The organism is Sphingobium sp. AntQ-1 (genome assembly GCF_028538045.1).
GTDB classification, from domain to species: Bacteria; Pseudomonadota; Alphaproteobacteria; order Sphingomonadales; family Sphingomonadaceae; genus Sphingobium; species Sphingobium cupriresistens.
Genome location: NZ_CP117159.1, coordinates 455,343 through 479,357, shown reverse-complemented (window position 1 = coordinate 479,357; position 24,015 = coordinate 455,343). Strand labels below are relative to the sequence as shown.

Annotated in this window: 23 protein-coding genes; 9 read left to right on the top strand and 14 right to left on the bottom strand. The window is 62.8% G+C overall.

What is annotated here, in order from left to right:
* Positions 1 to 109 precede the first annotated feature (109 nt).
* The 14 genes from sphantq_RS21090 to sphantq_RS21025 form a co-directional block, all read right to left on the bottom strand.
* Positions 110 to 2,515: a glycosyltransferase family 4 protein gene (locus sphantq_RS21090; RefSeq protein WP_024018499.1), complete on the bottom strand. Its 2,406-nt coding sequence runs from the start codon at positions 2,513 to 2,515 to the stop codon at positions 110 to 112.
* A 465-nt stretch (positions 2,516 to 2,980) separates the two neighbouring features.
* Positions 2,981 to 4,306: an NRAMP family divalent metal transporter gene (locus sphantq_RS21085; protein WP_226949255.1), complete on the bottom strand. Its 1,326-nt coding sequence runs from the start codon at positions 4,304 to 4,306 to the stop codon at positions 2,981 to 2,983.
* A 238-nt stretch (positions 4,307 to 4,544) separates the two neighbouring features.
* A complete protein-coding gene (locus sphantq_RS21080; RefSeq protein WP_024018501.1) occupies positions 4,545 to 5,240 on the bottom strand; it encodes a cytochrome c3 family protein in 696 nt (231 codons plus the stop codon).
* The gene (locus sphantq_RS21075) at positions 5,237 to 5,920 is read right to left on the bottom strand and encodes an iron reductase (RefSeq protein ID WP_024018502.1); all 684 of its coding nucleotides are present in this window, start codon (positions 5,918 to 5,920) and stop codon (positions 5,237 to 5,239) included. The genes sphantq_RS21080 and sphantq_RS21075 overlap by 4 nt, the downstream gene beginning before the upstream one ends.
* 1 nt (position 5,921) lies before the next feature.
* Positions 5,922 to 7,901, bottom strand: a complete 1,980-nt coding sequence (locus sphantq_RS21070; RefSeq protein WP_024018503.1) for an FAD-binding oxidoreductase — start codon at positions 7,899 to 7,901, stop codon at positions 5,922 to 5,924.
* Positions 7,902 to 7,913: 12 nt separating this feature from the next.
* Entirely contained in the window at positions 7,914 to 8,300 is a 387-nt protein-coding gene (locus tag sphantq_RS21065) for a hypothetical protein (protein ID WP_088181972.1), read from the bottom strand.
* A gap of 134 nt (positions 8,301 to 8,434) precedes the next feature.
* Positions 8,435 to 8,806, bottom strand: a complete 372-nt coding sequence (locus sphantq_RS21060; protein WP_024018505.1) for a DUF1622 domain-containing protein — start codon at positions 8,804 to 8,806, stop codon at positions 8,435 to 8,437.
* Positions 8,806 to 9,270 carry a hypothetical protein gene (locus sphantq_RS21055; protein WP_031308715.1) on the bottom strand — a complete coding sequence of 155 codons (465 nt, stop codon included), beginning with the start codon at positions 9,268 to 9,270 and terminating at the stop codon, positions 8,806 to 8,808. The genes sphantq_RS21060 and sphantq_RS21055 overlap by 1 nt, the downstream gene beginning before the upstream one ends.
* Complete coding sequence (locus sphantq_RS21050) at positions 9,267 to 9,731, bottom strand: heavy metal-responsive transcriptional regulator (RefSeq protein WP_272800328.1); 465 nt, start codon at positions 9,729 to 9,731, stop codon at positions 9,267 to 9,269. The genes sphantq_RS21055 and sphantq_RS21050 overlap by 4 nt, the downstream gene beginning before the upstream one ends.
* Positions 9,732 to 9,833: 102 nt before the next feature.
* Entirely contained in the window at positions 9,834 to 10,172 is a 339-nt protein-coding gene (locus tag sphantq_RS21045; RefSeq protein WP_024018508.1) for a hypothetical protein, read from the bottom strand.
* Between the two features lie 86 nt (positions 10,173 to 10,258).
* Complete coding sequence (locus sphantq_RS21040; protein ID WP_024018509.1) at positions 10,259 to 10,474, bottom strand: hypothetical protein; 216 nt, start codon at positions 10,472 to 10,474, stop codon at positions 10,259 to 10,261.
* A gap of 2 nt (positions 10,475 to 10,476) precedes the next feature.
* Positions 10,477 to 10,956: a MerR family transcriptional regulator gene (locus sphantq_RS21035; RefSeq protein WP_082679233.1), complete on the bottom strand. Its 480-nt coding sequence runs from the start codon at positions 10,954 to 10,956 to the stop codon at positions 10,477 to 10,479.
* 174 nt (positions 10,957 to 11,130) lie between these two features.
* Positions 11,131 to 11,493, bottom strand: a complete 363-nt coding sequence (locus tag sphantq_RS21030) for a hypothetical protein (RefSeq protein WP_024018511.1) — start codon at positions 11,491 to 11,493, stop codon at positions 11,131 to 11,133.
* A 135-nt stretch (positions 11,494 to 11,628) separates the two neighbouring features.
* Positions 11,629 to 11,988 (bottom strand): hypothetical protein, encoded by a 360-nt coding sequence (locus tag sphantq_RS21025; protein ID WP_024018512.1) that lies wholly within the window; start codon positions 11,986 to 11,988, stop codon positions 11,629 to 11,631.
* Between the two features lie 645 nt (positions 11,989 to 12,633).
* On the opposite strand from sphantq_RS21025, the gene sphantq_RS21020 reads away from it, so the two are divergent.
* From sphantq_RS21020 to sphantq_RS20980, 9 genes are all read left to right on the top strand, one after another.
* Positions 12,634 to 13,191 carry a DUF305 domain-containing protein gene (locus tag sphantq_RS21020; RefSeq protein WP_037529695.1) on the top strand — a complete coding sequence of 186 codons (558 nt, stop codon included), beginning with the start codon at positions 12,634 to 12,636 and terminating at the stop codon, positions 13,189 to 13,191.
* Positions 13,192 to 13,318: 127 nt separating this feature from the next.
* The gene (locus tag sphantq_RS21015; RefSeq protein ID WP_272800327.1) at positions 13,319 to 16,009 is read left to right on the top strand and encodes an NAD-dependent epimerase/dehydratase family protein; all 2,691 of its coding nucleotides are present in this window, start codon (positions 13,319 to 13,321) and stop codon (positions 16,007 to 16,009) included.
* 328 nt (positions 16,010 to 16,337) lie between these two features.
* Positions 16,338 to 16,784, top strand: coding sequence for a DUF411 domain-containing protein (locus sphantq_RS21010; RefSeq protein WP_031308719.1), 447 nt, complete (start codon positions 16,338 to 16,340; stop codon positions 16,782 to 16,784).
* Positions 16,785 to 16,827: 43 nt separating this feature from the next.
* Positions 16,828 to 17,187, top strand: a complete 360-nt coding sequence (locus sphantq_RS21005) for a hypothetical protein (protein WP_024018516.1) — start codon at positions 16,828 to 16,830, stop codon at positions 17,185 to 17,187.
* Between the two features lie 103 nt (positions 17,188 to 17,290).
* Entirely contained in the window at positions 17,291 to 17,572 is a 282-nt protein-coding gene (locus sphantq_RS21000) for a hypothetical protein (RefSeq protein ID WP_024018517.1), read from the top strand.
* A 128-nt stretch (positions 17,573 to 17,700) separates the two neighbouring features.
* Positions 17,701 to 18,930, top strand: coding sequence for a TolC family protein (locus sphantq_RS20995; RefSeq protein ID WP_272800326.1), 1,230 nt, complete (start codon positions 17,701 to 17,703; stop codon positions 18,928 to 18,930).
* Complete coding sequence (locus tag sphantq_RS20990) at positions 18,927 to 20,414, top strand: efflux RND transporter periplasmic adaptor subunit (RefSeq protein ID WP_024018519.1); 1,488 nt, start codon at positions 18,927 to 18,929, stop codon at positions 20,412 to 20,414. The genes sphantq_RS20995 and sphantq_RS20990 overlap by 4 nt, the downstream gene beginning before the upstream one ends.
* Positions 20,411 to 23,557 carry an efflux RND transporter permease subunit gene (locus sphantq_RS20985; RefSeq protein ID WP_272800325.1) on the top strand — a complete coding sequence of 1,049 codons (3,147 nt, stop codon included), beginning with the start codon at positions 20,411 to 20,413 and terminating at the stop codon, positions 23,555 to 23,557. Before sphantq_RS20990 ends, sphantq_RS20985 begins: the two co-directional genes overlap by 4 nt.
* Positions 23,554 to 23,937, top strand: a complete 384-nt coding sequence (locus tag sphantq_RS20980) for a copper-binding protein (protein WP_272800324.1) — start codon at positions 23,554 to 23,556, stop codon at positions 23,935 to 23,937. Before sphantq_RS20985 ends, sphantq_RS20980 begins: the two co-directional genes overlap by 4 nt.
* The last annotated feature ends 78 nt before the right edge of the window (positions 23,938 to 24,015 follow it).

Here is a 24,015-nt window from a genome sequence, read left to right as displayed (position 1 = left end):
GCTCATGCCTCAGCTTTCTGTACGGCATCCATCGCCAACGGACCGATGGAGTCGGTCGCGGACCTTTTGAGCGCTCGGGCCTTTTCAGCCGGCTGAGCCGATACCGTCGTCATGGATTTGGGCATCCACAGGAAAGCTGAGCTTCTGGGCGGTCTTCGGGAAGACCTGTTCGGACCCCGTTGGGTACCCGCCTGAGAGGCTTAGTACCGGCCGCGCAGAGTTCGACTACGCGTGCCGCTCTGCTCGACGAGCTATCCTGTTCGGCCGTGCTCAGGATCGCGGTCAGTGCGGAAAGATATGCGAGCGTCGATTCAGCGCCTTGGTTGGCATTGCGCCGGTCTGGATGGAGACCATCGAAGCAGGCGCCTCGTTCGACGTCCACGACGGGGATGCCAAGGTCGTTTGCCCCGAGAAACCAATTGAAGGCCCGGCGCGCTTCGCGCTTCCACCGGACGTCGCTGGTGACTCGGGCCGCGGTAAGGCATGCGCTCACCGCTGCACAAGCCTCGAGAGGCTGCTGGTCGAACGGCTGCGGGCGCCGCCTGTCGCTTCCAAATGTTTCGGTTCCGATCGGCCGAAAGTGCCCAGCTTCAGCCGTCTGCAGCGTCATCAGCCAGCGCAGCGTATCGAGGCCGGCATCAAGGTGAGACTCGTTGCCAGTGTCATGGCCGCTTTCGATGAGAGCTTCACACAATCGGGCATTGTCATAGCCGAGCCTGTCTTCGAACCAGATCCAGTCGGGCGCGGCGGCGTCAGACCAACGTTGGAACAAGCGATTGGACAGTTCTCCTCGCAGCTGTTCCAGATTGCGATGGCCCGGGAAGCGCCGGAGAAGCTTTGAGATGCCGAGCAGCCCGTAGGCCCAGGCACGCGGCGTGGTCAGCGCTACCAACGCCGGCGCCATCTCCAGCAAGCGCGCGGCGGCCCATCCGTCCAGGAATCGATCGTCTTTTCGCATTGCGACCGCCCCCAGCGCCCAGACCGTGCGGCCATGCGCGTCGTCGGCTCCCGCATCGTCGAGCCATGTGCGGTCGAACCCCATGAAATTGTGGACGCGGTTATCCTTTGGCGACCAGGCGTGCTCAACGAATGCGGCATATGTCAACGCAAGCTGCTCCTCGTGTGGAGTAAGAGAACGCAGCGTCGATAGTTCGGAGAGAAGCAACAGCGCGCGCGCGTTGTCATCGAGGCAATAGCCGTGTCTCCGGTCCGGAACCGCGAATTTTGTGTGCTGGGTTACGCCGACCATGTCGGTAAGAGCGGCGAGATGGTCCGTGTTTATCGGTGGAAGCGCCCTGTTCCAGGCTTCGTCATTTACAGGACGTATAGCCCGAGAAGCGCCGGAGCGTCTTTCAAATCGGACATCGGAGAAGACTTTCAGGTACTGCTTCGCCACGCTCGACCAGATCATCGCGCGACCGCGCTCGTACGCGCGGGTTCTAATCTCGCTACGCGACGCGCCATCGACGATCAATCGAGCGACGGCAGCTCCGAGTGCATCCGGTTCCGAAAAAGGCACCAGCACGCCACAATGGTCGGCGAGCAGTTCCTGCGCATACCAGAAGGGCGTGGAGACGACCGCTTTACCAAGGGCAACAGCGTAAGCGAGCGTTCCTGAAACGATCTGCGCTTCATTGGGGTAAGGCGATAGGTAGATATCGCATGCAGCCAAATGGTCGAGCAGCTCATCCAGTGAGAGATAACGGTCGACAAAGCAAATATTCTCGATGACGCCGAGTTCGGTTGCGAGTGCAACGAGGCTATCGCGATAGCGTTCGCCTTCATCCCTAACGAGGTTGGGGTGGGTCGCGCCGACAATCATATAGAGCAGATTGGGATGGTCGCGAACGAGTGCCGGCACTGCGCGAATTGCCGTTTCGATACCTTTGCCTGGACCAAGCAGGCCAAAGGTCATCAACAAGGTCCGGTCTGCAAGTCCCAGTTTGTGCTTCGCCATCGCCGGATCGATAAAGGCGCGGTCCGGAACGCCGTGGGGTATCACGGCGATGTGCTCGGTCGGGACATCATAGACGTCCTGCAGAATGCGCCGTCCTTTGTCCGCCATGACGACGAGGCGGGATGAGTGTTTGATGATGCCATCCATGACGCGACGTTGTGCAGGGTTGGGGTTGGCCAGTACGGTGTGCAGCGTCGTGACGATCGGAGCGTTGAGGCCGCTGAGAAGGCCAAGGATGAATTCACCGGCCTCACCTCCGAAGATCCCGAACTCGTGCTGAAGAGAAACGAGATCGACGTTCGACACGTTGAGGAAGTCGGCGGCGACTGCATAGGACGCGGGCGAGGCCTGCTGGATCTCCAGGGCGACATCGGGCGGATAGGCGTAAGTGTTGGCATCGTCCGTCAACGCGATCGTCATTGAAGAGAGATCGGAATCGCAGTTCTTCAACGCCTGCTGCAGATCGTTGGTGAAGGTGGCGATGCCACACTGCCTTGGAATGCAGGTTCCTACGACAGCGATACGCTTGAGCGGGGGAATGATCACAGAGTGGTTCATGCTCGACCTCAAATATGAAAATATCTCTCAGAGCGGCTCATGCCGCCTTGGGGGCCGCGTCCGCTGCTCCCTCGTGTTCGCGCCGCGGCAAGACGACGGTTGCCGAGCAATGGGGTTCATGATCCGACCATGTTGTCGGGCTTCGACCACCGTCCAGAGTCAAGGCCAATATTCTGTCTCCACGCCTGAGCAGCTTGGACACAGGATTGCGCGGCCGCGCCGGCCTGACGGCGTTAATGCTGGCGCGGTGACTTGGGCGATTGGCTTGCATTTCTTCGATTTATGGCAAGCACACACACGTCGCGTTACGTAATGTGCGCAGGACTTGCTGACCGGCGTCGCCTGAGCCAGGCCGCGCGTCGGCCGGATTCACGATGCTGAAATTGCTGAGGGCGGAACGCGTCAATCTCGTGCCAAGCTTGATCTGTGCGTGCGAGCGCTGGATCGCCAGGGGATCATCATCATTTATCGCGCGGTCGGGGCGATCCACGAAACTGTGGTCATTATGGCAACACCGACCATGACCAGACAGGCTGCGCCACCGAGCAGTTGCAGCCGCCGAGGAATGGGCTGGCCGTTCATCGCTTCGGAATCCGAGCCGAGCCATATCACCAGGGCAATAAGTGGGGCTGCAACAAAGCCGTTGACGACAGCACTCCATAGCAATGCCCTCATCGGATCGATCGAGGAGAAGTGCACAAGCACACCCAGCAACCCCGCGGCAGCAATTACGCCATAGAAGGCCTTGGCCCGCCCAGCGCTTTGCGCAAGGCCGGTCCGCCAACCAAATGCTTCAGAAACGGCATAGGCCGCAGAGCCGGCGAGCACCGGAATGGCGAGCATGCCGGTCCCGATGATTCCGACAGCGAAAAGCGCGAAGGCAAAATCGCCTGCAAGCGGTCGAAGCGCCTCGGCCGCTTGAGCAGCCGTATCAATCTGGGTGGTTCCAGCGACATTCAGAGTTGCGGCCGTCGTCACGATGATGAAGATGGCAATGACGTTCGAGAACAGCATTCCGAGCCAGCTGTCCAGTCGGATACGGCGCACTTGCCAGTCTGGCCCTGGCTCCGCATCACCAGCGCTGGCCAGGCCCGCTTCTTCGGCTTCCTGCGAGGCCTGCCAAAAGAAAAGATAGGGGCTGATCGTGGTGCCAAAGATCGCCGCCACCAGCATCCACGCTCCCGAGCCGGGCATGGCTGGTACTACAAGCCCGCGCAAGACCGAGCCCCAGGATACATGCACCACAAATGCCGTCGCCGCATAAGCCAGGAGCGCCAGGGTCATCCATCGCAAGAGCCGGGCATATCGCTGATAGTCCACAAACGTCTCGAGCAATGTTGAAGCAAGCGCAAAGACGATCACCCAGGGGTGCGGGGGACCGCCGCCTATGAGAGACATCGCCGAGCCCATTGCACCCAGGTCGGCCCCGAGATTGATGATATTTGCGATGAACAGGAGGAGGACAACGAGCCTTAGAACGGGTGATGGACAACGACGACGAATGGTTTCAGCCAGCCCGGCGCGGGTACTTCGCCCTATTCGACCACAGATCTCCTGCACGGCCGCGGCAAGCGGCCAGGTGAGAAGCATGGTCCAGCCAAGCATATATCCATAAGCCGCGCCGGCTTGCGCATAGGTTGCAATCCCGCTGGGATCGTCGTCGGCGGCTCCGGCAATAAATCCTGGGCCAAATATTTGGCGGATGCGTCGCAATCGGCGGGTGCGAGACGCCTTTGGGCGTGGAGCTTTCATCAAAGGGCCGTCCTGTTGGGAATCCGGCTCGCGCGCCAACGGGGTTCTCGTGCACGCTGGTCCCATTTTTCCAGTTCTTTGGTCGGCCGGTTACGGATCCTTGAGTTCGGTTTCGTGAATGTGGTCTGCGGGCAGCGGCATTTTCGCGCGAACGGACGTGGCGCGAGGAAAAGCTGTCGGGCAGCGCCCTTTCCAACTCCGGGAAATCCTCGAATTGCTCTTTCGGGCTGGAGTAAAGCGCGCGTAGCGACTGTTGCCGGTACACCCCTATGACGGGTCAATGGACCTTCACCATGCCGACACCCTTGATATTGTTGAATGAGTCGGTCTGGTGACACGCGAAGCACTGCTCCACGCGGGCGCTCTTCTCGCCGGTGATCGTCTTGTCCATCATTTCGAAGTGCATCATGTTATGGCTCGGCGGCGGCTTGTGGCACTGCGAACATTCGGTTGATTTGGGGCTGGGGTGGAGAAATCCGCTGATCTTCCAGCTGCTCGTGAGATGGCAGCTGGCGCAGTCCGTGCCGAAGAAGCCCTTATGCGTGTCCCGGGGGGCATGACAGGACTGGCAGTCGAGCCCCGCGGGATGGTTCATGCCACGCTGGGCGATCTTCTCGAGTACGGCATGATCCATGCGGACCGGCCGAATGTCTCTCCCCTGATGTTCGACATGGCAGCCGGCGCATTCCGTGACGTTAACGTGGAAGGCGGTCTCCGGCTTCATAAGCAATTCCGGCGCCGACGCATGGCAGGCAATACAGGTTTCGGCCTTGATCCCGCGATTGGGCGTGTGACAGCTCTCGCACTTGCCTTCGAGAAATGCATGGGCGTTCGATAGCGGCCCGGGTCGAACCGACGACGCCCATTGCGGCAGCGCGGTGCTGCCCGAGCGGTAGATGGTGAGGGGGACGGCGATCGCGGCGGCCACCGCGAGCGTCGCAAGGATCAGATAGACGATGGTCGTCCGGTTCATGGCCACCACCGCAGGCCGAAGTAGATGCTGCTCCAGATGTGCATCGTCAGCAATCCGTACATGATGATCGCCGCGACGATATGCACGACGATCCACCTGTCGAGCGTGGCCTTGATGACGTCGCGTGCGGTAATCGTGAATTCGAGATCGGCTATCGCGCCGAGCAGCGAGTCCAGCGGCAGTCCTGATGGATCAACGATGTTCTGACCGTGCAGATCGGCCGATACGGCCGCCAGGACGTCATAGCGGTCGCGCAGGACCTTGAGTTCCTTTTGCTGAAACCGCAATTCCTGGCCGACCTGCGCCAGATAATATCGGCCGATGAAGCCCGTGACGACGACTGTCAGCATCGCGATCACGAGGGCGATGCCGATCGGACTTTGAAACTTGTGCCCTGAATGGATAATCCCGAGCAGCGCGCCGATCGCGCCGGCATACACATGGAAACTGAGCAGTCCGCCAAGCGAGACGAGACGCTGCGTGCGCTGCTTGACCCACGCCTGCCGCTTCACGATGCTGTAGACGAGCAGGAGCACGAAAAGCAGGGCGGCGGCGATGCCGAACAGGCCTCCCGCCAGGCTCCCGGGGAACCGCGGCGCGGAATGCAGCAGGAAGGCCGGGACCAGCAGCGCAAGAGCGGTCAAGAGAGCGCCGACCGTTACTTTCTCGGTTTCGGTCATCTCAAGCGTCCACCACGAGATCGCCCACCGATTTTGCCTGGCAGGCGAGGATGATACCGTCGGCCTTCTCGTCGGCGGCGAGAGCGTCTTCCACTTCCATCGTCACTTGGCCCTGCCGCAGCGGGACCTTGCACCTTCCGCAGATGCCGACCCTGCATTCATAGTCGATGGCCACGCCAATGGCCTCCGCCGCCTCGAGCACGGACTGATCGGGTGCGAGTGCACCGCTTTTGCCGGACTTCGAAAAAGCGATCGTCGCCTGCGCGGAAGGAATGGCGGGCGGCGTCTGCGGGGCGGCCGATGCCGAGCTGTCGGTCGCGGTCTCCGCCGGTTCATCTTCAAGGACGGGTCCGCCCTTGGGGGGCGCGAATTCCTCCGTCTTTACCTGCTCCGCCGGCACCTTGAGCTGCGCAAGCGCCGCCTTCACCGCGTCCATCATCGGCGGCGGGCCGCACAGGTGAACGCGCCTGCTGGCGATTTCGGGAACGGAAGCGGCGATGAAATCGGCCGTCAAATAACCGGAAGGCCCGGCCCAGTCGGTCCCTTCGGGCTTTGCGACGATGGAGACGATGTGAAGCTTGTGGTGGCGCCGCGCCAGATAGTCGCATTCCTCGCGAAAGATCAGATCCGTCGGCGTGTTGACACCGTAGAGGAGGTAGATGTCGTGTTCATAGGAGCGGTCCGTCAGGCTGCGCAGCACACTCATCATCGGTGTGATGCCGACTCCGCCGGCGATCAGGACGATCCCCTCGGCTTCCTTGCCGGTGAAGAAGAACCGGCCCGCGGGCGCCGCAATCTCGAGAAGGTCGCCCGTAGCGGCATGATCATGGAGATGGCGCGATTCCAGCCCATATTGTTCGCGCTTGATCGTGAGCTCGATATAGTCGCGCTGTGTGGGCGACGACGAGATCGTGTAGGATCGTCGGACCTTCTGGCCTTCGATCTCCGAGGTGATCGAGGCATATTGGCCGGGCAGGAACGTGAACGGCATCGGCCCGCGGTTCGGTTCCATGAGCCGGAACGTCTTGACGCTCGGGGTCTCGTCGAAGATCGCGGTGATCCGCAGGACGCCTTTCCACAGGCGCGGCGCTGCCGGCGTGGCGCTGCCGGGCGTAGCTGCGCCTGCAGGAGCAGCGGGCGCCGGCACGATGGGGGCCGGGGCCGGAGAGGTGGCCGGACTGGCCGGTGGTGTAGCCCCGCCTGGTGCGAGCCGCTCCACCAAGCTTGCGATGCGGCGCAGCCGCGCCCATCGGAGTAGCAGCGCCGCAACCAGAGCCGCCGCCAGCAGCGCCATCGCGATCAGGTGCCACCAGGAAAGGCCCGCCAGCTCGTTTCCGTATGCCATCTGGTCGCTGACGGCAAAACCCGACTGGGTCTTGAACCAGCTCAGGGCAATCTGCCGGGGAGGGCGGCCCTCTTCGAGGCCCCTGAGCGCGCCTGCTCCGCTGTCCGCGAGTGCGAGGCCTTCGCGGGCGCCCCTGATCGCATCCTGGGCTCCTTTCGTGTCGTTCGACATGAGAGCGTGGTGAAGCCGGGCTTGCTCCGCGGTCAGGACCTCGGCGCCTGACCCCAGGCGGGCGAGAGCCGCGGCGCGTACCGTCCGTCGTGCCTCATCGGTCAGGACGGGCCAGTCCATCAGCGAGGGGTAGAAGGGTTTGGCGCCGCCGTTTCCACAGCATCCCGCCGGTCCCGCGCCCATTTTGGTACCCGGCGACGGCACCATCATCCCTTTCATCATCGCCGCCATGGGATCGGCAGCTTTCGCCGCGGCCGGAGCTGCTGCCCCCATCACGTTGCCCGCTGGCATCGCCGCTGGCGCGGCGGCTCCGCCCGCTGGATGATGCGACGCGTGCTCTGACTCGGCCATCTGCGCCGACGCTGGCGGTGATCCGGAGATCATCGCCAGCGCGAGTGCGATACCGCTCGTCCTCAAAGCCCGCGATAGCTTGAGGCCGGTGATGTTGTTGTGAGGGCGCGTCACCTGAGGACTTCCTTACATGTCATCCTTCATGGGCATCGGCTTGTCCGCGGGCATCGGCGCCGGCTTCGCGGTGGCGGGTTTCGCATGGCGGCGGTGCGGGGCTGCCTTGTGCTTGGCCATCGGCATCTTCTTCATGCCGCAGCATCCGGCCTTCTTTGCCATCGGAGGCATGGCCGCAGGCATCTTGTCGTCCTGCATCGGCATGCCGGCCATGCCTGGCATCGCGTCGTGCTTCTCCATGCCGCCTGCCGGCATCGACCCGTTGGCGGAGGGCGCAGACTGGGTCGACGGATGGCCGGTGGTTTGCCCCTGGGCCGAGGCGATGGCGGGCGACAGCACGATTGCACCCCCTAGGGCGAGCGCGCGCAAGCGGGAAGAACGCGTCATGATCATGATCAATACTCCATTGCTATGACCGGCCGAACATCCGGCTGGCAACGGCCCCGAGGGACCACAAATCGATTTTCGCCAATATACGTAGTTTCCTGTTTCCCCGGCGTTGTCGCCCGGGCGCCCGGAGCCGGCGCCGATGCTCAATCATCGCGCGGGGTTCCCGTCGCCCGCTGCCAGGGCCAACGACCCTTGATCTCGACCTCTAGCGAGAAACTCAGGAAGGTTCGTATCAGCACAATGCCGGCAAGGACCGCGAGACTGCTAAGCGTTGGCTGGATCGCGATAGTGTTGATGATGTCGGCCGCAACCAGGAATTCGAGTCCGAGAAGAATGGCTTCACCGAGGCTCGACCTGAAGTTGCCGACGACATGTTGGTCGATCGGACCTTTCAGGGATTGCTGCAGGAATCTGATCAGCGAAGAACCGGCGCCCACGACGATGATCGCCGTCCCGGTGACTTCGATGGCACGCGTGATCCAGTGGATGCCCTCCACAATGAGGCTCTCGGTCATCACGGACACCTGTGCATCACGTGGCGAACTCTGCGACCTCCCAATGCGACGAGGCGATCGGGTTCGCGTTCGATGATCACCATGCGTTTGTCAGGCCGCCCCGGGGCGACTGTCTCTGGCCGCGCCAGGGAATAAAAGATGATGTCACCGCGTTCGTACCACGTCCCGGTGGCCTGCGGTGCACGGTCGGGCAAACTGATCTCATTATAAGATCCATCCGCCCGGAACTCCCAGGCTGTACCGGTCTTGCACCCGGACCGGGCGTCGAATGACCAGATACCGATGAGATCCGTCTTCGAGCCCAAATGCTGACCGGGCAGATGCTCGGCAACAGAAGGCTGGGCCAGGCCGCCAACCGCAGCGATAACAGCCAAGGCTAAACTTGCTCGGCTGAGGAGCGCGCGCGCTTGGCGCCGACTTGCCCAAAGCAGCAGTAAACCCAAACGCTGCAAAACAGGTCTCATATGGACGCCTTCACTGCGCGGGCGGCATGAGGGCCGCCGTCGCCAGGTGGGCTTCCCCTGGGAATGCTCGCGAGATGCGCGAGGATCGGGCAATCCGCGATGGGAATGTCGATCGAGCATTGGGCGGACAGGGCGGACAGGGCGGTCTTGATGCGGGTCAGATCATCGATACGGGTGGTCGCTTCATTTATCTTGCTCTCGGTGATGGCCAGGACATCGGCGGTTGTCGCGGTGTCGGACGCGCGCAAATCGAGCAGGCTTCCGATTTCGCGAAGCGTGAAACCCAGCTGCTGCCCCTTGCGAATGAACCGCACGCGCTCGAGATCGGCGTCGCCATAGGTGCGGTAACCGGCAGAAGACCGGGCGGGCGGAGGAAGCAGACCGTTGCGCTCGTAATAGCGGATGGTATCGGGACGGATGCCGAGCGCACGCGACAGCTTTCCGATCGTGAAATATGTCATGGCGCGTCTCCGTTGCCGCGACCATTCGAAAGGTCGCGGCATTATTCCTTCGAATTGGTCTTGCTCAGGTCGGGCAGTGCCGGGGTTTTCAGCCTGCTCGGCTTACATATCCTTCATCGGGGCGGACTGACTGTTGTCGGGCGTGCTCGTAGGCGGGGCGCCATTGGGCATCATCGGCCCACCCCGGCGCATGTCGCTGTGGTCCATATCCTGACGGTGGCGCTCATCCATATCGGCCGCCGTGTTGTCGGTCCCGACAGAGTCCGTGGCGGCGGCGGTGTCGTTTTCAAGAGCGCCGGGCGCGCTTGCAGAGGCATTGGAGGCAGCCTGGTTTTGCGTGCCGTCCGTCTTCTTGCCGCACGCAGCAAGCGTTCCGAGAAGCGCAAGGGCTGTGAGCCCCGAGACGATCTTCCCGGACGTATTCGTGAGGTGAGTCTTCATGATGTGTCTCCGAATGAGAGTGAGCGGTCGAACGCAAATCCCGTCGGACGAGCTTGATAAGCGTGCTCGACCGACAGATCAGGGTGTCATTGCTGCTTGAGAATCTGCAGGCAGCGATCGTGCGAGAGATTCATCGGGTTGCGCCCCTGTCCCTTCATCTCGTTGTGATCATGGGGCGTCGCGAGACCCATATTGTCTTCCATGGCCTTGCAGCTCGCGATCTGCGCGCTAGTCGGCGGAAGGGTCGCGCAAGCGCCGAGCAGCGCCAGTGGTAGCAATCCCAGCGAGATAGAGTATTTCATGTTCAGTCCTTCCCTGTGCAGGTGGTGTGGTCCTCTCCCACGGACATTTGTTCTGGCTGATCTGCGGCCAATTGAGACAGCCGCCCGTCCCGAACCAGAAAGAGGATCGGGCAAGGGTCGCTTTCGGCTTCGTGCGAGGGCGCTTCACCCAGCTGCTCAAGGCCTGTTTCGATAAGCTTGAGCTGTTCCACCCTGACCAGTGCTTCGCGCAGTTTGACCCGCGTGACGGCGAGGATATCCGACCCGGCGAGGGCGTCTCCGGCCCGCACCAGCAGGAGCGCGTGCGTTTCGGTGAGGGTGTAACCGAGCCCCTGTGCAGCGCGAACGAACTTGATGCGTTCGACGTCTGCAGGATGATAGACGCGGTATCCTGCACTGGTCCGTTGCGGAGCGGGGAGCAGGCCGGTGCGCTCATAATAACGTATGGTGTCCTTTCGAACGCCGGCAGCCTCGGCCAGCTCACCGATTCTAAGCCGTGACATGGCAAGTCTCGGAGGCACAGTGCCGCTTGGACCTAGGTCCAGGGTCAAGAGAAATATTTGGACGTCGGTCGATCATCGCCGCTCTCCTGTCCGCTCAAAGGCCGCGCGACTTTTCGTCGCTTGCGGCCGCCATCAGGCATCATGGGGAGCGGCAAGCCCCTCCCCGGCACGCCCTTATTTCTTGCGGAGCTCGACGATGTCGTGAACTGCGGGAGCGCCGTCGGCGACGCTCACATGCGCAAAATGGTCGTCAAATATATGATCGACCCTGACGTGGCCGATGAGGTCTCGGCGATAAGCGGGGCCGCTTCCTTTGTAGCCGGAGCCGGGCAGCGTCTTCACGCGATAGACGTCAAGCACCTGTCCGACTGTCGCGCCATCTGCTTTGCCGACACACACGATCGTTCCGGTCGTGTCCTTGCCGATGATCGATCCACGCATAAAAAAGCTGTGGCCGATGCCGGTCGCCAGAGCGGGGACCGCGCCGGCGAGGGCGATACTCGCCATGGCCATCGATATTGACTTCTTGAAGCGCATCTCGATTCCTTTCAATTCATGTCTCGTGCACCCAGGCCGGTGTTCGTCGCTTGGTTGCGAGCGATCGTGCCGGTCTCGTTCTGCAGCGAGGTGGCGTTGATGGTGGGGACGGCGGTCGCCGTCCCCGCTGCCGACTTATTTCCTGCGGAGTTCGACGATGTCGTGGACCTTCGGCGTGCCGTCGGCGATGCTCACATGCGCGAAATGGTCATCGAAAATGTGATCGATCTTGACGTGCCCGACGGCCACGCGCCGGAAGCCCGCGCCGGGGGTCTTCGAAGGTCCAGGTGTGCTTTCCACACGGTAGACCTCGAGGACCTGGCCTACGGTCGCGCCGTCGGCCTTACCCACACAAACGACCGTTCCGGTCGTGTCCTTGCCGACGATCGATCCACGCATGAAAAAGCTGTGGCCGATGCCCTGGGCGTAGGTAGGCGCGGCGCCGAGCACGGCGAGGCCTGCAAGCGCGATGGTGATCTTCTTCTTGAGCAACATGGTGGAAGCCTCCTTGGCTGAGTTTACAAGACCCGCCGAGGAAAACTGGCGGTGAAGAACCTTTCTTCGCCACCAAGACTATGGACCCGGCTCCCGACTCAATATGCGTAATGTTACGAAGCCCCATCAAAGCTCCGGGCAAACCCCGTGCCAAAACGTCGTCGCACTAATCGCATCTTTTGATACGCTCCCGCTACTAGCGGGTTGTGCTCTGGCGATAAGGGGTACGCGTACTCGATGGCCTGTAAATTAGGGCGATTCTCGCGGTCCAGGGTGCCGTCGGGCGGTACAAGGATCAAATCACTCACGCCCGCAGTATGCAACAGGATCATCATAGCTGCTCGGGCCGCTCAAGGAATTGATAGCGACAAAGCCGGTCGACATCAGGGCGCCCTCAGAACTTGGCCGGTTAAGCGTCGCCGCCCAAGAGCCTGGCTGAACAATGCAGAGGTACGGCGCAGCGGAAACCCGGCTATGATCAAAGTTGAATGTCCATCCTCCCGGTCATACTCCAGGTGATCTTGGATCCCTTTGGGTATGAAGTGAGTTGCAGGCATGCCCCCTTGGCAGCCGAGGAGGGTGAGGAGCCTAGAGGTAGGACGGAGTCGGTCAATGGAAGACAAGAAGAATGGCATGGGCATAGGCATGGGCTATGGCCGGTTCGTGGCGATGATTGCGACGTCTACGGTCGTGATGTTCGGGCTGATGTATCTCAACACCTATGCGCTGAGCCATGTCCAGTTCAGCCAGACGCGCACCTGGATGGCGCTCGTCATGGGCGCGGTCATGGCGGTGATCATGCTCAGTTTCATGTGGGGCATGTACAAGAACACCCGCCTCAATATCGGCATCCTGCTCGGTAGCGCTGCCATTTTTGGTTTAGCGCTTTGGCTGGTGCGGAGCCAGGAAACGGTCGACGACGTCTCCTACATGAAGGCGATGATCCCGCACCACTCGATTGCGATCATGACCAGCGAGCGCGCGCACATCAAGGACCCCGAGGTTCGAAAGCTGGCCGATGGCATCATCGACGCGCAGGTACGCGAGATCGCCCAAATGAAACAGATGATCGCGCGCCTGCAAGCTAACCCGGCGCCGGATGGCGCTCCGGACCTGCCCTCCTATCGCGATCGCGGTGCGTCGCCCCCGCCACCGCAAACCGACGAAAGCACCGGAATAGATACACGAAAGCCGATTTCCTGAGGTGTGTTCTTCGAAGTAAACAGGATGGGCACATGATCGGGTACTGTCGGAAAGGCTTCGTCATGCGCATCTTGCTCAAATATCCAGCGATCGACGCTCTTCGCGAAAGAAGCAGGATGGTGGAAGTATGACCGACATCGAGCGCAGCGGTCCGAGTGGCGCCAAAGGCGCTTCTGAGATCGTCCTCGTCACCGGAGCGAGCGGTTTTATCGCCGCGGCCCTGATCGCCCGGCTCGGCGAGCGCTACACGGTCGTCGGTCTCGATCGCGCCGGTCCGCCCGAGCCACCACCGCCCGCCGCCGCTATCGACATTGATGTCGGCTCGGATGAAGCGGTTCACGCTGCGCTCGAGGAGGTTCGCGCGCGATACGGCAACCGCATTGCTTCCGTCATTCATCTCGCCGCGTATTATGACATTTCTGGCGATCCCAATCCGCTCTACGACAAGGTAACCGTCCAAGGGACACGGCGGCTGATCGACGGACTCCAGTCATTCGATGTCGAGCAATTCGTCTTCGCCAGCACGATGCTGGTCCATAAACCGACCGCCACTCCGCAGGAGCGCATCAACGAGGAATCGCCGATCGGTGCCTCCTGGGCGTACCCGCAGTCCAAAGTCGACACAGAGGCGCTGCTGCACGAGCGTCACGGACGGATACCCGTCGTCTACCTGCGACCCGCAGGAGTCTATGCCGACGATGGGCGCTCAGCGTTCCTCGCACAGCAGATATCGCAGATCTACGAGCACCGCCTGATCTCGCATTTCTATCCTGGCATGCTGTGCGCGGCGCAATCATCGGTGCACCGCGATGACCTGGCGGAAGCCGTGGTGCGCCTGGTCGATCGGCGGCACGATCTTCCGTCTGAACTGCCCCTGCTCATCGGCGAACCCGATGCCCCCGGCTACGCCGAAATCCAGGACATCGTCGGCGAGGCGCTCCACGGCGAGGGCTGGAAGACGATCCGCATCCCGCAGCCGCTCGCGAAGGCTGGTATCGTTCTTCAGAACGAGGCACTCGGCGACGACGATTTCATCCAGCCCTGGATGATCGACAGCAGCAACGACCACTACATTCTCGATATCTCGCGCGCACGGTCGCTACTTGGATGGGAGCCGAAGCACAGTCTTCGCGAAACGCTTCCGACGATCGTTGCGGCGTTGAAGCGCCACCCGCGCGCCTGGTACCGGAACAACAAGCTCAACGAAAACCTCGTCGCCTGGAACGACAAGTCCGATCCGAAGCCGGCCGAGCTGGACCATAACCCGCCTGAAGCGGCAGCCGGCGCGATGCCCGGCATGGAGCACGGAGCTGAGGACCATGGCAACATGGACCATGCCGCTATGGGGCACGGGCCCGGGGATGGGGACATGGCGACGCCCAGCCACGGTGCACATGGCGATCACATGGCCATGATGGACCGCGACGAGCGCCGTGCGCGCTGGGCGCTTTACGCCAACATCGGCCTCGGTCTGTGGCTCGCCTCGAGCCCGCTCATCTACGACTCCATGACCGCGCAGCGCGTCGGTGAGGCGGCGCGGTTCGTAACCCTCGATCGCGGTCTGCCGTCGATCGAGTGGCGTGCAAGCGCGCTGGCCGTAAGCGATCTTGTCAGCGGGCTTGCCATCGCGCTGTTCGGTGCGCTGTCGCTTGTACCACGCACCAAGACGTGGGCTCAGTGGGCGGTCGCATTCGTTGGGATCTGGCTGCTGTTCGCGCCGTTGATCTTTTGGAGCCCGAGCGCGGCGCAGTACAACAACGATTTGCTCATCGGCTCGGCTGTGATCGCGCTGTCGGTGCTCGTGCCGATGATGCCGGGTATGAGCATGGCAGGGATGATGGACCCCAAGAACATCCCACCCGGCTGGACCTATTCCCCGTCTACCGATGCCCAGCGGCTGCCGATCGTCGTGATGGGTCTGATAGGTCTTCTTACCTCGCGCATCCTGACGGCATACCAACTGGGCCACATCGATAGCGTCTGGGAACCCTTCTTTGTCGGCTCGTTGAGCGATCCGCGCAATGGTACCGAGGAGATCATCACGTCTAACATGTCAAAGGCGTGGCCGATTCCCGACGGCGGTCTCGGCACCATCAGCTACGTGCTCGAGATCCTGATGGCGGTGATGGGCACCCGCGACCGCTGGCGCACGATGCCGTGGATGGTGACCTTCTTCGGCATCCTGGTCATTCCACTCGGCGTGGTCAGCATCTATTTCATCATCAGCCAGCCCATCGTCATTGGCACCTGGAGCACGCTGGCGCTGATCGCCGCCCTCGCCATGCTGATCATGATCCCTTTCGCGCTCGACGAGGTCATCGCCATGGGTCAGTTCCTTGTGTGGGCGAAATGCCGCGGCAAGCCGCTGATTCGCACCTTCTTCCAGGGCGACGCGAGCGAGGCCGGCAGTGAGGACGCCTCCGACCTGATGTCGTCGCCTGCCGCATTTTGGGCCGATGCAAAGCGGGGGCTGACCCTGCCGTGGACGCTGGCGGTCAGTATCGCGCTCGGCGCATTCCTCATGCTCACGCGGGTGACACTGGGCAATGAGGGCGCCATGGCGAACAGCGACCATGTCATTGGTGCCCTGGTCATCACCGTCGCGATCATCGCCACCGCCGAAGTTGCCCGCGCCGTGCGCTTCATCAATGGCGCGCTCGGCGCCTGGCTGGTTGCTGCCCCTTTCCTGCTGACGGGGGCCGGCCACCTGGGAACGATCGTTTCGGTGATCATAGGGCTCGCCCTCGTCGGTCTCAGCCTTCCGCGCGGCAAGCGCAGCGCTGAACATTATGCGAGCTGGGACAAATATGTGATCTGAGGGTCGCTCTGCTCGACGTGGAATTGAACAGGAAAAGATACGTCACGTCTGTTGGGAATGCGGGACTCCGAACGGTCAACTTACGGCCGTGCGACCGGGTCGCTGAGATGTGAAATGCGGCCTGCTCGGGTGCAATAATGCTTTTCGACTGCATAAATCGACGCGAGTGCGAGAGGTCTGCAACGACCCTGGATTGCCCATCGACGAATGTCGGTTCGTGATCGCTACGGTAATCTTGCGACCGTCTGCCACTTTTTGAGGGGTAGGCGGCGGTCGCGCGTATTATGAAGAGTGGTAGCCTTGATGAATGGGTGCGGTGAAGGACGATATGAAACTCAAAGTCGCATTGTCGTTGGTCCTTGCGTCGGTTTCGGTCGCCAGCGCGGCGGCGACGCCTATCGTGGTTCACCGCGATCCGGGCTGTGGCTGCTGCGCGCAGTGGGCGGCGCAGGTGCGTAAGCAGTTCGGGCGCCAAGTAACCATCATCGACGATCGCCAGCGCTCCAGCTTCCAGCGGACCCAAGGCGTTCCTTCGGGCCTGTCATCCTGCCATACAGCGATTGTAGACGGCATGGCATTCGAGGGTCATGTCCCGATTACCGACATGAAGCGCGTCCTTGCCCAGAAGCCGCGCGGCGTGCGTGGACTTGCGGTTGCCGGGATGCCGATGGGCTCGCCGGGGATGGAAGTCCCGGGGCAACACGTGGACCCCTATAATGTCGTCGCCTTCGGTCCAGGTGGACAGCATGTCTTTGCGCGTCATGGCGGACGATGATGTCGTTGTTCTACGATAAGGACGGGTGTAAGAAGTAACGGCTGTGAAACGGGTACTGCATCTCTTCCTCCTGCTGGGAGCCTTGGTTGGCCTCATGGGCCAAGCGGCGGCCTATGCCTCTAACCCGGCCCCGGTTTCCGCGCCGATGGCGATTTCGGGAATGAGCGCAGATTGCATGAATGCGATGGCTCAGAAACAACAGCCCTCGGGCAAGCCCTGCAAGGGGCTGACGCTCGACTGCGTCGCATCAATGGGCTGTGTCGTTCCGATGGTTCTGCGCGACGCGCCGCGCGTCCCGGCATCGCCGGTGGCTCACGGAGCTATGGCATTCTGGACCACGACGTCGACCCTGCATGGCAGTGATCTGACCCCCGAGCCTGAACCACCGACTATCCTTGGCTGATCGACCACAGCCGTCAGGCTGACAGGATCGGTGCGCCTATCGCGCACTCAAACATCCTGTCCGATCTGCGGCTACCACGATGATTTGCCAAAGGATTACAGTCATGAAAAACCGTGTTTTCTACGCCCTGCTGGGCGTAGCCCTTGCCGCGCCTGCCGCCGCATTCGCCGGCCAGCCCGACCACAGCCAACAATCCGGTCATTATGAGTGGAAGTCGGTTCCCCAATATGGCCCGCGCGCCACGGGACCGGCTCAGCGGCGCGTCTGGGTGCCTGATACCGCGAAGATGGCCAACTGCGACTGCGACATGATGAAGATGAGCTCCGCGGATTGTATGAAGGAGATGCATGGCATGATGTCTCCGTCCGGCGCCTCGGCTGGCTAGCAGCAGGTTCTGGCCGCTTCAGGTCGCATAGACGGCTAGGCCAGCAGTGGCGGCGGGATACCCCTTCCTGCCGCCACTGACATGCCTGGTGTGCCACGCTTGCCTGAACCTCCGATCAGGAGATCTCCATGCGATTATTTTTGTGTATGCCGCTGTTAGCGGCAATCCCCGGCATTGCCTTCGCCGAGCCGCTCACCTTCGACGCGGCCCTCCAGCGCGCCCGGCAGGAAGCGCCGTCGCTCAAGGCGAAGGCGCTCGGTGCCAACGCCGCCCGTTCCGTGCGCGGCGCGGCCGGCGCCCTGCCTGATCCGACGCTTGCGATTGGGATCGACAGTTTCCCGGTATCGGGACCGCTCGCGTTCGAGCCGCAGCGCGACAATTTCAGCATGGCGCGGGTCGGCGTGTCCCAGGACATTCCCAATCTCGCCAAGCGCCATGCGCAACAGGCGCGCGCCGACAGCGACATACTGGCGGCCGAGGCTGGTACGGCAGTCGAGGCGCGCACGGTCGAGGTTGGCACCGCGCTAGCCTGGATCAACCTGGCCTATGCCGAGCGCAGGCTTGCCGCGCTCGACGATGTTCTGTCCCGTCTCGAGCGTGTGGTGGGAACGACGCCGGGCGCGGTCGCATCGGGAGGTGCGCGCCCGGCGCAGACCCTTGCAGGGCGCCAAGCCGTCGCCGCGATGCAGGATCGCCGCAGTGAACTGGTCTCGAACGTGGCGCGGGCACGCGCGACGCTAACCCGCTGGACCGGAGACCCCGCGCCGGAGATCGCCGGACCGATCCCCGATTTTGCGGTCGACGCAGCGGGTCTGCGCGCAGGACTCGACCGCCACCCCACCATCCAGATGATCGATGCCCAGGCCGGGCAGGCGGATGCCGATGTGCGCGTAGCCGATGCCGGCCGGCGTTCCGATTTTGGTGTCAACCTGGCCTACCAGCGCCGCGATCCCCGGTTCGGCGACTATGTCTCGGCCGGTGTGACAGTCAGCCTGCCGTTCTTCACGCGCAGTCGCCAGAATGCCGGGATCGCGGCAGCCCAGGCAAATGCCGGACGAGTGCTGGCTGAACGCGAGGCCTCGCGGCGCGCGCTCGCCGCCGACCTTGATGCGGATATCGCCGACCATGTCATGCACCATGAGCAATGGATGCGTGCGCAGAGCACACTGCAACCGCTCGCTGAGCAGCGCGTCAAATTGGAAACCGCCAGTTACGCGGCAGGTCGTGCCAGTCTCGTCGATATCGCCGACGCCTATGCCGCGCTGGCCGATGCCACCATCACGACCCTTGATCGTGAAGCCCTGGTCACCGCGGACGGTGCGCGGCTGACACTCACCTACCGGAGCGAAAATCGATGAGCCAGGTTATGATAGCCCGCGGGTGGCTCTTTGGCGCAGCTGCTGCTCTTGCGCTTGCTGCCGGCGGTCTCGGGTTCGCTCTAGCGGGCTTCCAGGGCACAAAAGATGGTGGGGCCGTAAAGCCGGCAGCGCGCAAAATTCTTTATTGGTACGATCCGATGATACCGGCCGAGCACCATGAGGGCCCCGGTCTCTCATCCATGGGGATGCAGACGATCCCTCGGTATGCGGACGAGGGCGGAGCAAGCGCGCAGGTGCCGGGCATTTCGGTCGACGCTTCCGCCTCGCAGGCGCTCGGTCTGCGGATCGCCACGGTGCAACGCGGCGAGCTGGCTAGCAGCCTCACCGCGACCGGCACAATCGACTTCAACCAACGCGATGTCGCGGTCGTCCAGGCACGCGCCGGGGGCTTCGTGCAGCGAGTCTATGGTCGCGCGCCGGGTGACGTGGTCGGCGCGGGGGCGCCGCTCGCCGATATCCTGGTGCCGGAGTGGGGCGGGGCGCAGGCCGAGTTTCTCGCGGTGCGCCGCACCGGCAACGCAGCACTGACCCAGGCGGCCCGCCAGCGACTCATGCTGCTTGGCATGCCGTCTGGCACCATCGCGTCGGTCGAGCGCGGCGGCCGTCCGCACAATGTCATCACGATCTCCACGCCGATCGGCGGCGTTGTCAAAACATTGGGCGTGCGGGCCGGCATGACACTGACGGCAGGACAGACGCTCGCAGAGGTGAATGGTCTCGGCACTGTCTGGCTCAATGCCGCCGTGCCCGAGGCGATCGCCGGACCGCTCAAACCCGGGCAAACCGTGCGGGCGACACTCGCGGCATTTCCCGGCGAGATCTTGTCAGGCCGCGTTTCAGCGATCCTGCCGCAGACGCAAGCCGACAGCCGGACGCTGACCGTCCGGATTGAGTTGCCCAACCGCAGCGGACGCCTGCGTCCCGGCATGTTCGCCACCGTGTCGTTTGGCGGAGTCACGCAACCGGCGCTGCTGGTGCCCTCCGAAGCGCTGATCCGTACCGGCAAGCGGACATTGGTGATGCTCGCGCTCGACAAGGGCCGCTATCGGCCGGCCGAGGTCCAGACCGGGCGGGAATCCGGGGGCCAGACTGAGATCCTGGCGGGCCTGGGCGAGGGTGAGAAGATCGTGGCGTCGGGCCAGTTCCTGATAGACTCCGAGGCGAGCCTGTCCGGAGTCCAGGCGCGGCCGATCGGGGGTGGCGCGCCCATAGCCGCCAATCCCGCCGTTATCGGCAGACTCTACGAGACTGTCGGCAAGATCGAGCAGATCACCGCCAATACGGTAACACTGAGTCACGAGCCGGTGCCGGCTATCGGCTGGCCAGCGATGACGATGACCTTCCAGCTTCCCGATCCTAAGGTCGCGCGCGGCCTCAAGACCGGCGATCGGGTCCGTTTCGGATTCGATCAACCTCCGGCTGGGCCGACGGTGCGTCGCATGGCGAAGGTAGCTGGCCAGTGATCGCCCATCTCATCCGCTGGTCGGTCAGGAACCGCTTCTTCGTTCTGATCGGCGTACTGGCGCTCATTGGCGTGGGCGTCTGGGCGGTGCGATCGACCGCGATCGACGCGCTCCCCGATCTCTCCGACACGCAGGTCATCATCCGCACCAGCTACCCCGGCCAAGCGCCGCAGATCGTCGAGAACCAGGTCACCTATCCGCTGACCACGACCATGTTGTCGGTTCCCGGCGCGAAGACGGTGCGCGGCTATTCCTTCTTCGGCGACAGCTTCGTCTATGTGATCTTCGAGGACGGCACCGATCTCTACTGGGCCCGGAGCCGCGTGCTGGAATATCTCAATCAGGTGCAGGGGCGGCTGCCGGCAAGCGCCCGCAGCGCGCTGGGACCGGACGCCACCGGGGTTGGCTGGGTCTATGAATATGCGCTGGTCGACCGCACGGGCCGTCACGATCTATCGCAGCTCCGCGGGATTCAGGACTGGTTCCTTCGCTACGAGTTGAAGACCGTGACCGGTGTCGCCGAGGTGGCCAGCATAGGCGGCATGGTCAAGCAGTATCAGGTGCTGCTCGATCCGGTGAAGCTGGCCGCTTATGGGATCACCCATCAGCAAGCGGTCCAGTCGATCAGCCAAGCCAATCAGGAAGCGGGCGGCTCTGTGCTGGAGATGGCCGAAGCCGAATATATGGTTCGCGCCTCGGGCTATCTGAAGACGCTCGACGATTTCCGGGCGATTCCGCTCAGGACCGGCGCCGGTGGCGTGCCCGTGCGGTTGGGCGATGTCGCCACCATCCAGATCGGCCCCGAGATGCGACGCGGCATCGCCGAGCTGAACGGCGAAGGCGAGGTCGCCGGTGGCGTGGTGATCCTGCGTTCGGGCAAGAATGCGCGCGAAACGATCGCCGCGGTGAAGGACAAGCTCGCCGACTTGAAGAAGAGCCTGCCACCCGGCGTCGAGGTGGTGACGGTCTATGACCGCTCGCAGCTCATTGATCGCGCAGTTGAGAATCTCACCCACAAGCTGGTCGAAGAGTTCATCGTCGTCGCGATCGTCTGCGGCCTGTTCCTCTGGCACGTCCGTTCAGCGCTGGTCGCGATCCTCACTCTTCCGCTGGGGGTGCTGGCGGCGTTCGTCGTGATGCGCTTCCAGGGGGTGAATGCCAACATCATGTCCTTGGGCGGCATCGCCATCGCGATCGGCGCGATGGTCGATGCGGCCGTCGTCATGATCGAGAATGCCCACAAGAAGATCGAGCACTGGGAACAGGATCATCCGGGCAAGCATCTCGAGGGCGAGATGCGCTGGATTGTTATCACCGAAGCCGCCGCAGAGGTTGGCCCCGCCCTGTTCTTCAGCCTGCTGATCATCACGCTCTCCTTCATTCCCGTGTTTACACTCGAAGGACAGGAAGGGCGGCTGTTCGCGCCGCTCGCTTTCACCAAGACCTACGCGATGGCGTCGGCGGCGATCCTATCGGTGACCTTGGTGCCGATCCTGATGGGTCTGCTGATCCGCGGGAAGATCCCACCCGAGCAATCCAACCCGGTCAACCGCTGGCTCACCAACATCTACCGGCCCGCGATCGACTGGACGATGCGGCGACCCAAGACCGTGCTATTGATCGCGGCGCTGGTCTTTGCGACCACGGCCTGGCCACTCACACACCTCGGCGGTGAGTTCATGCCCAATATGGACGAAGGCGACCTGCTTTACATGCCCTCGGCGCTGCCCGGGTTGTCGGCGGCGAAAGCCTCGCAACTGCTCCAGCAGACCGACCGGCTGATCAAGACCGTGCCCGAGGTTGAGAGCGTATTCGGCAAGGCCGGCCGTGCCGAGACCGCGACCGATCCGGCGCCACTCGAAATGTTCGAGACGACCATCCAGTTCAAGCCGCGCGATCAATGGCGGCCGGGCATGACGCCCGACAAGCTCGTTGAAGAACTGGACCACACGGTGAAGCTCCCCGGCCTCGCCAATGTCTGGGTGCCGCCGATCCGCAACCGCATTGATATGCTGGCGACCGGCATAAAGAGCCCGATCGGGGTCAAGGTGTCGGGATCCGATCTCGTCCAGCTCGACCGTATCGCCCACGATGTCGAGACGGTGGCGAAGACCGTGCCCGGCGTCAGTTCGGCGCTGGCCGAGCGGCTGACCGGTGGGCGCTATGTCGATGTCGACATCGATCGGGCTTCCGCCGCCAGGTTCGGGCTCAACATCACCGATGTGCAGGCGATCGTCTCGGGTGCGATCGGCGGCGAGACGATCGGGGAGACGGTCGAGGGGTTGGCCCGCTATCCGATCAGCGTGCGCTATCCGCGCGAGCTGCGCGACAGCCTGGAGGGTTTGCGGACACTGCCGGTCCTCACTCCTTCAGGCCAGCAGATAACGCTCGGTACGGTCGCGAACATATCGATCGCCGAAGGGCCGCCGATGCTCAAGACCGAGAATGCGCGCCCCTCCACCTGGGTCTATGTCGATGTTCGCGGGCGCGATCTCGCCTCCGTCGTCGGCGATCTCCAGCGCGCGGTGGCGAAGCAGGTCAAGCTCTCGCCGGGCGTCAGCATCGCCTATTCCGGCCAGTTCGAATATCTCGAGCGTGCGGTCGACAAGCTGAAGCTGGTTGTGCCCGCGACCCTGCTGATCATCTTTGTGCTGCTCTACATGATCTTCGGCCGGTTCGATGAAGCCGCGCTGATCATGGGCACGCTGCCGTTTGCGCTCACAGGTGGCATCTGGATTCTCTATTTGCTAGGTTTCAACCAATCGGTCGCGACCGGCGTCGGGTTTATCGCGCTCGCCGGCGTTTCGGCGGAGTTCGGCGTGGTGATGCTGATCTATCTGAAGAACGCGCTTGAGGAGCGGGTCGCCGATCCGGATGCAGCCGAGGTAGAGGCCGCGGTGCGCGAAGGCGCGCTGCTTCGCGTCCGGCCCAAGGCGATGACGGTCGCGGTGATCCTCGCCGGCCTGTTGCCGATCCTGCTCGGCTCGGGCGCGGGCTCGGAGGTGATGAGCCGGATCGCGGCGCCGATGATCGGCGGCATGCTCACCGCCCCACTGCTGTCGATGTTCGTGATCCCCGCCGCCTATTTGCTGATGCGGCGGCGGTCCGCGCCCGTTTCCACTGTAGAAGGAGAAGACCGATGAAGCCTCTGTACCTGGCTGCTGCGCTAGCCACTGCCGTCCTGCTATCCGCGTGCGGCAAGAAAGCGGACGCACCGATCGCGGCCGAGACCAACCAGGCGGCGCCTGCCGCCGCAGCCACTAGCGGCGATATGGGCAATATGGCGATGCCCGCCGAAACCAAGATGGGCAAGGGCACCGGAACGGTGACCGCCATCGACAAGGCGACGGGTAAGATAACGCTCAGTCACGGACCCATTCCCGAGGTCGGCTGGCCGGCAATGACGATGGGATTCACGGCAAAGCCTGAGTTGCTGAACGGCGTCGCCGTCGGAGACAAAGTAGCGTTCGACCTGACGTTAAGGGGGAATGCCGGTGAAGTGACGGCGATCAGGAAGCAATAGGCCGACCGACTCCAGCGTCTTGGTGATCCAGGCCTCCCGGATCACCCAGGCGGTTGCCCGGCCTACCAGGACTTGCGT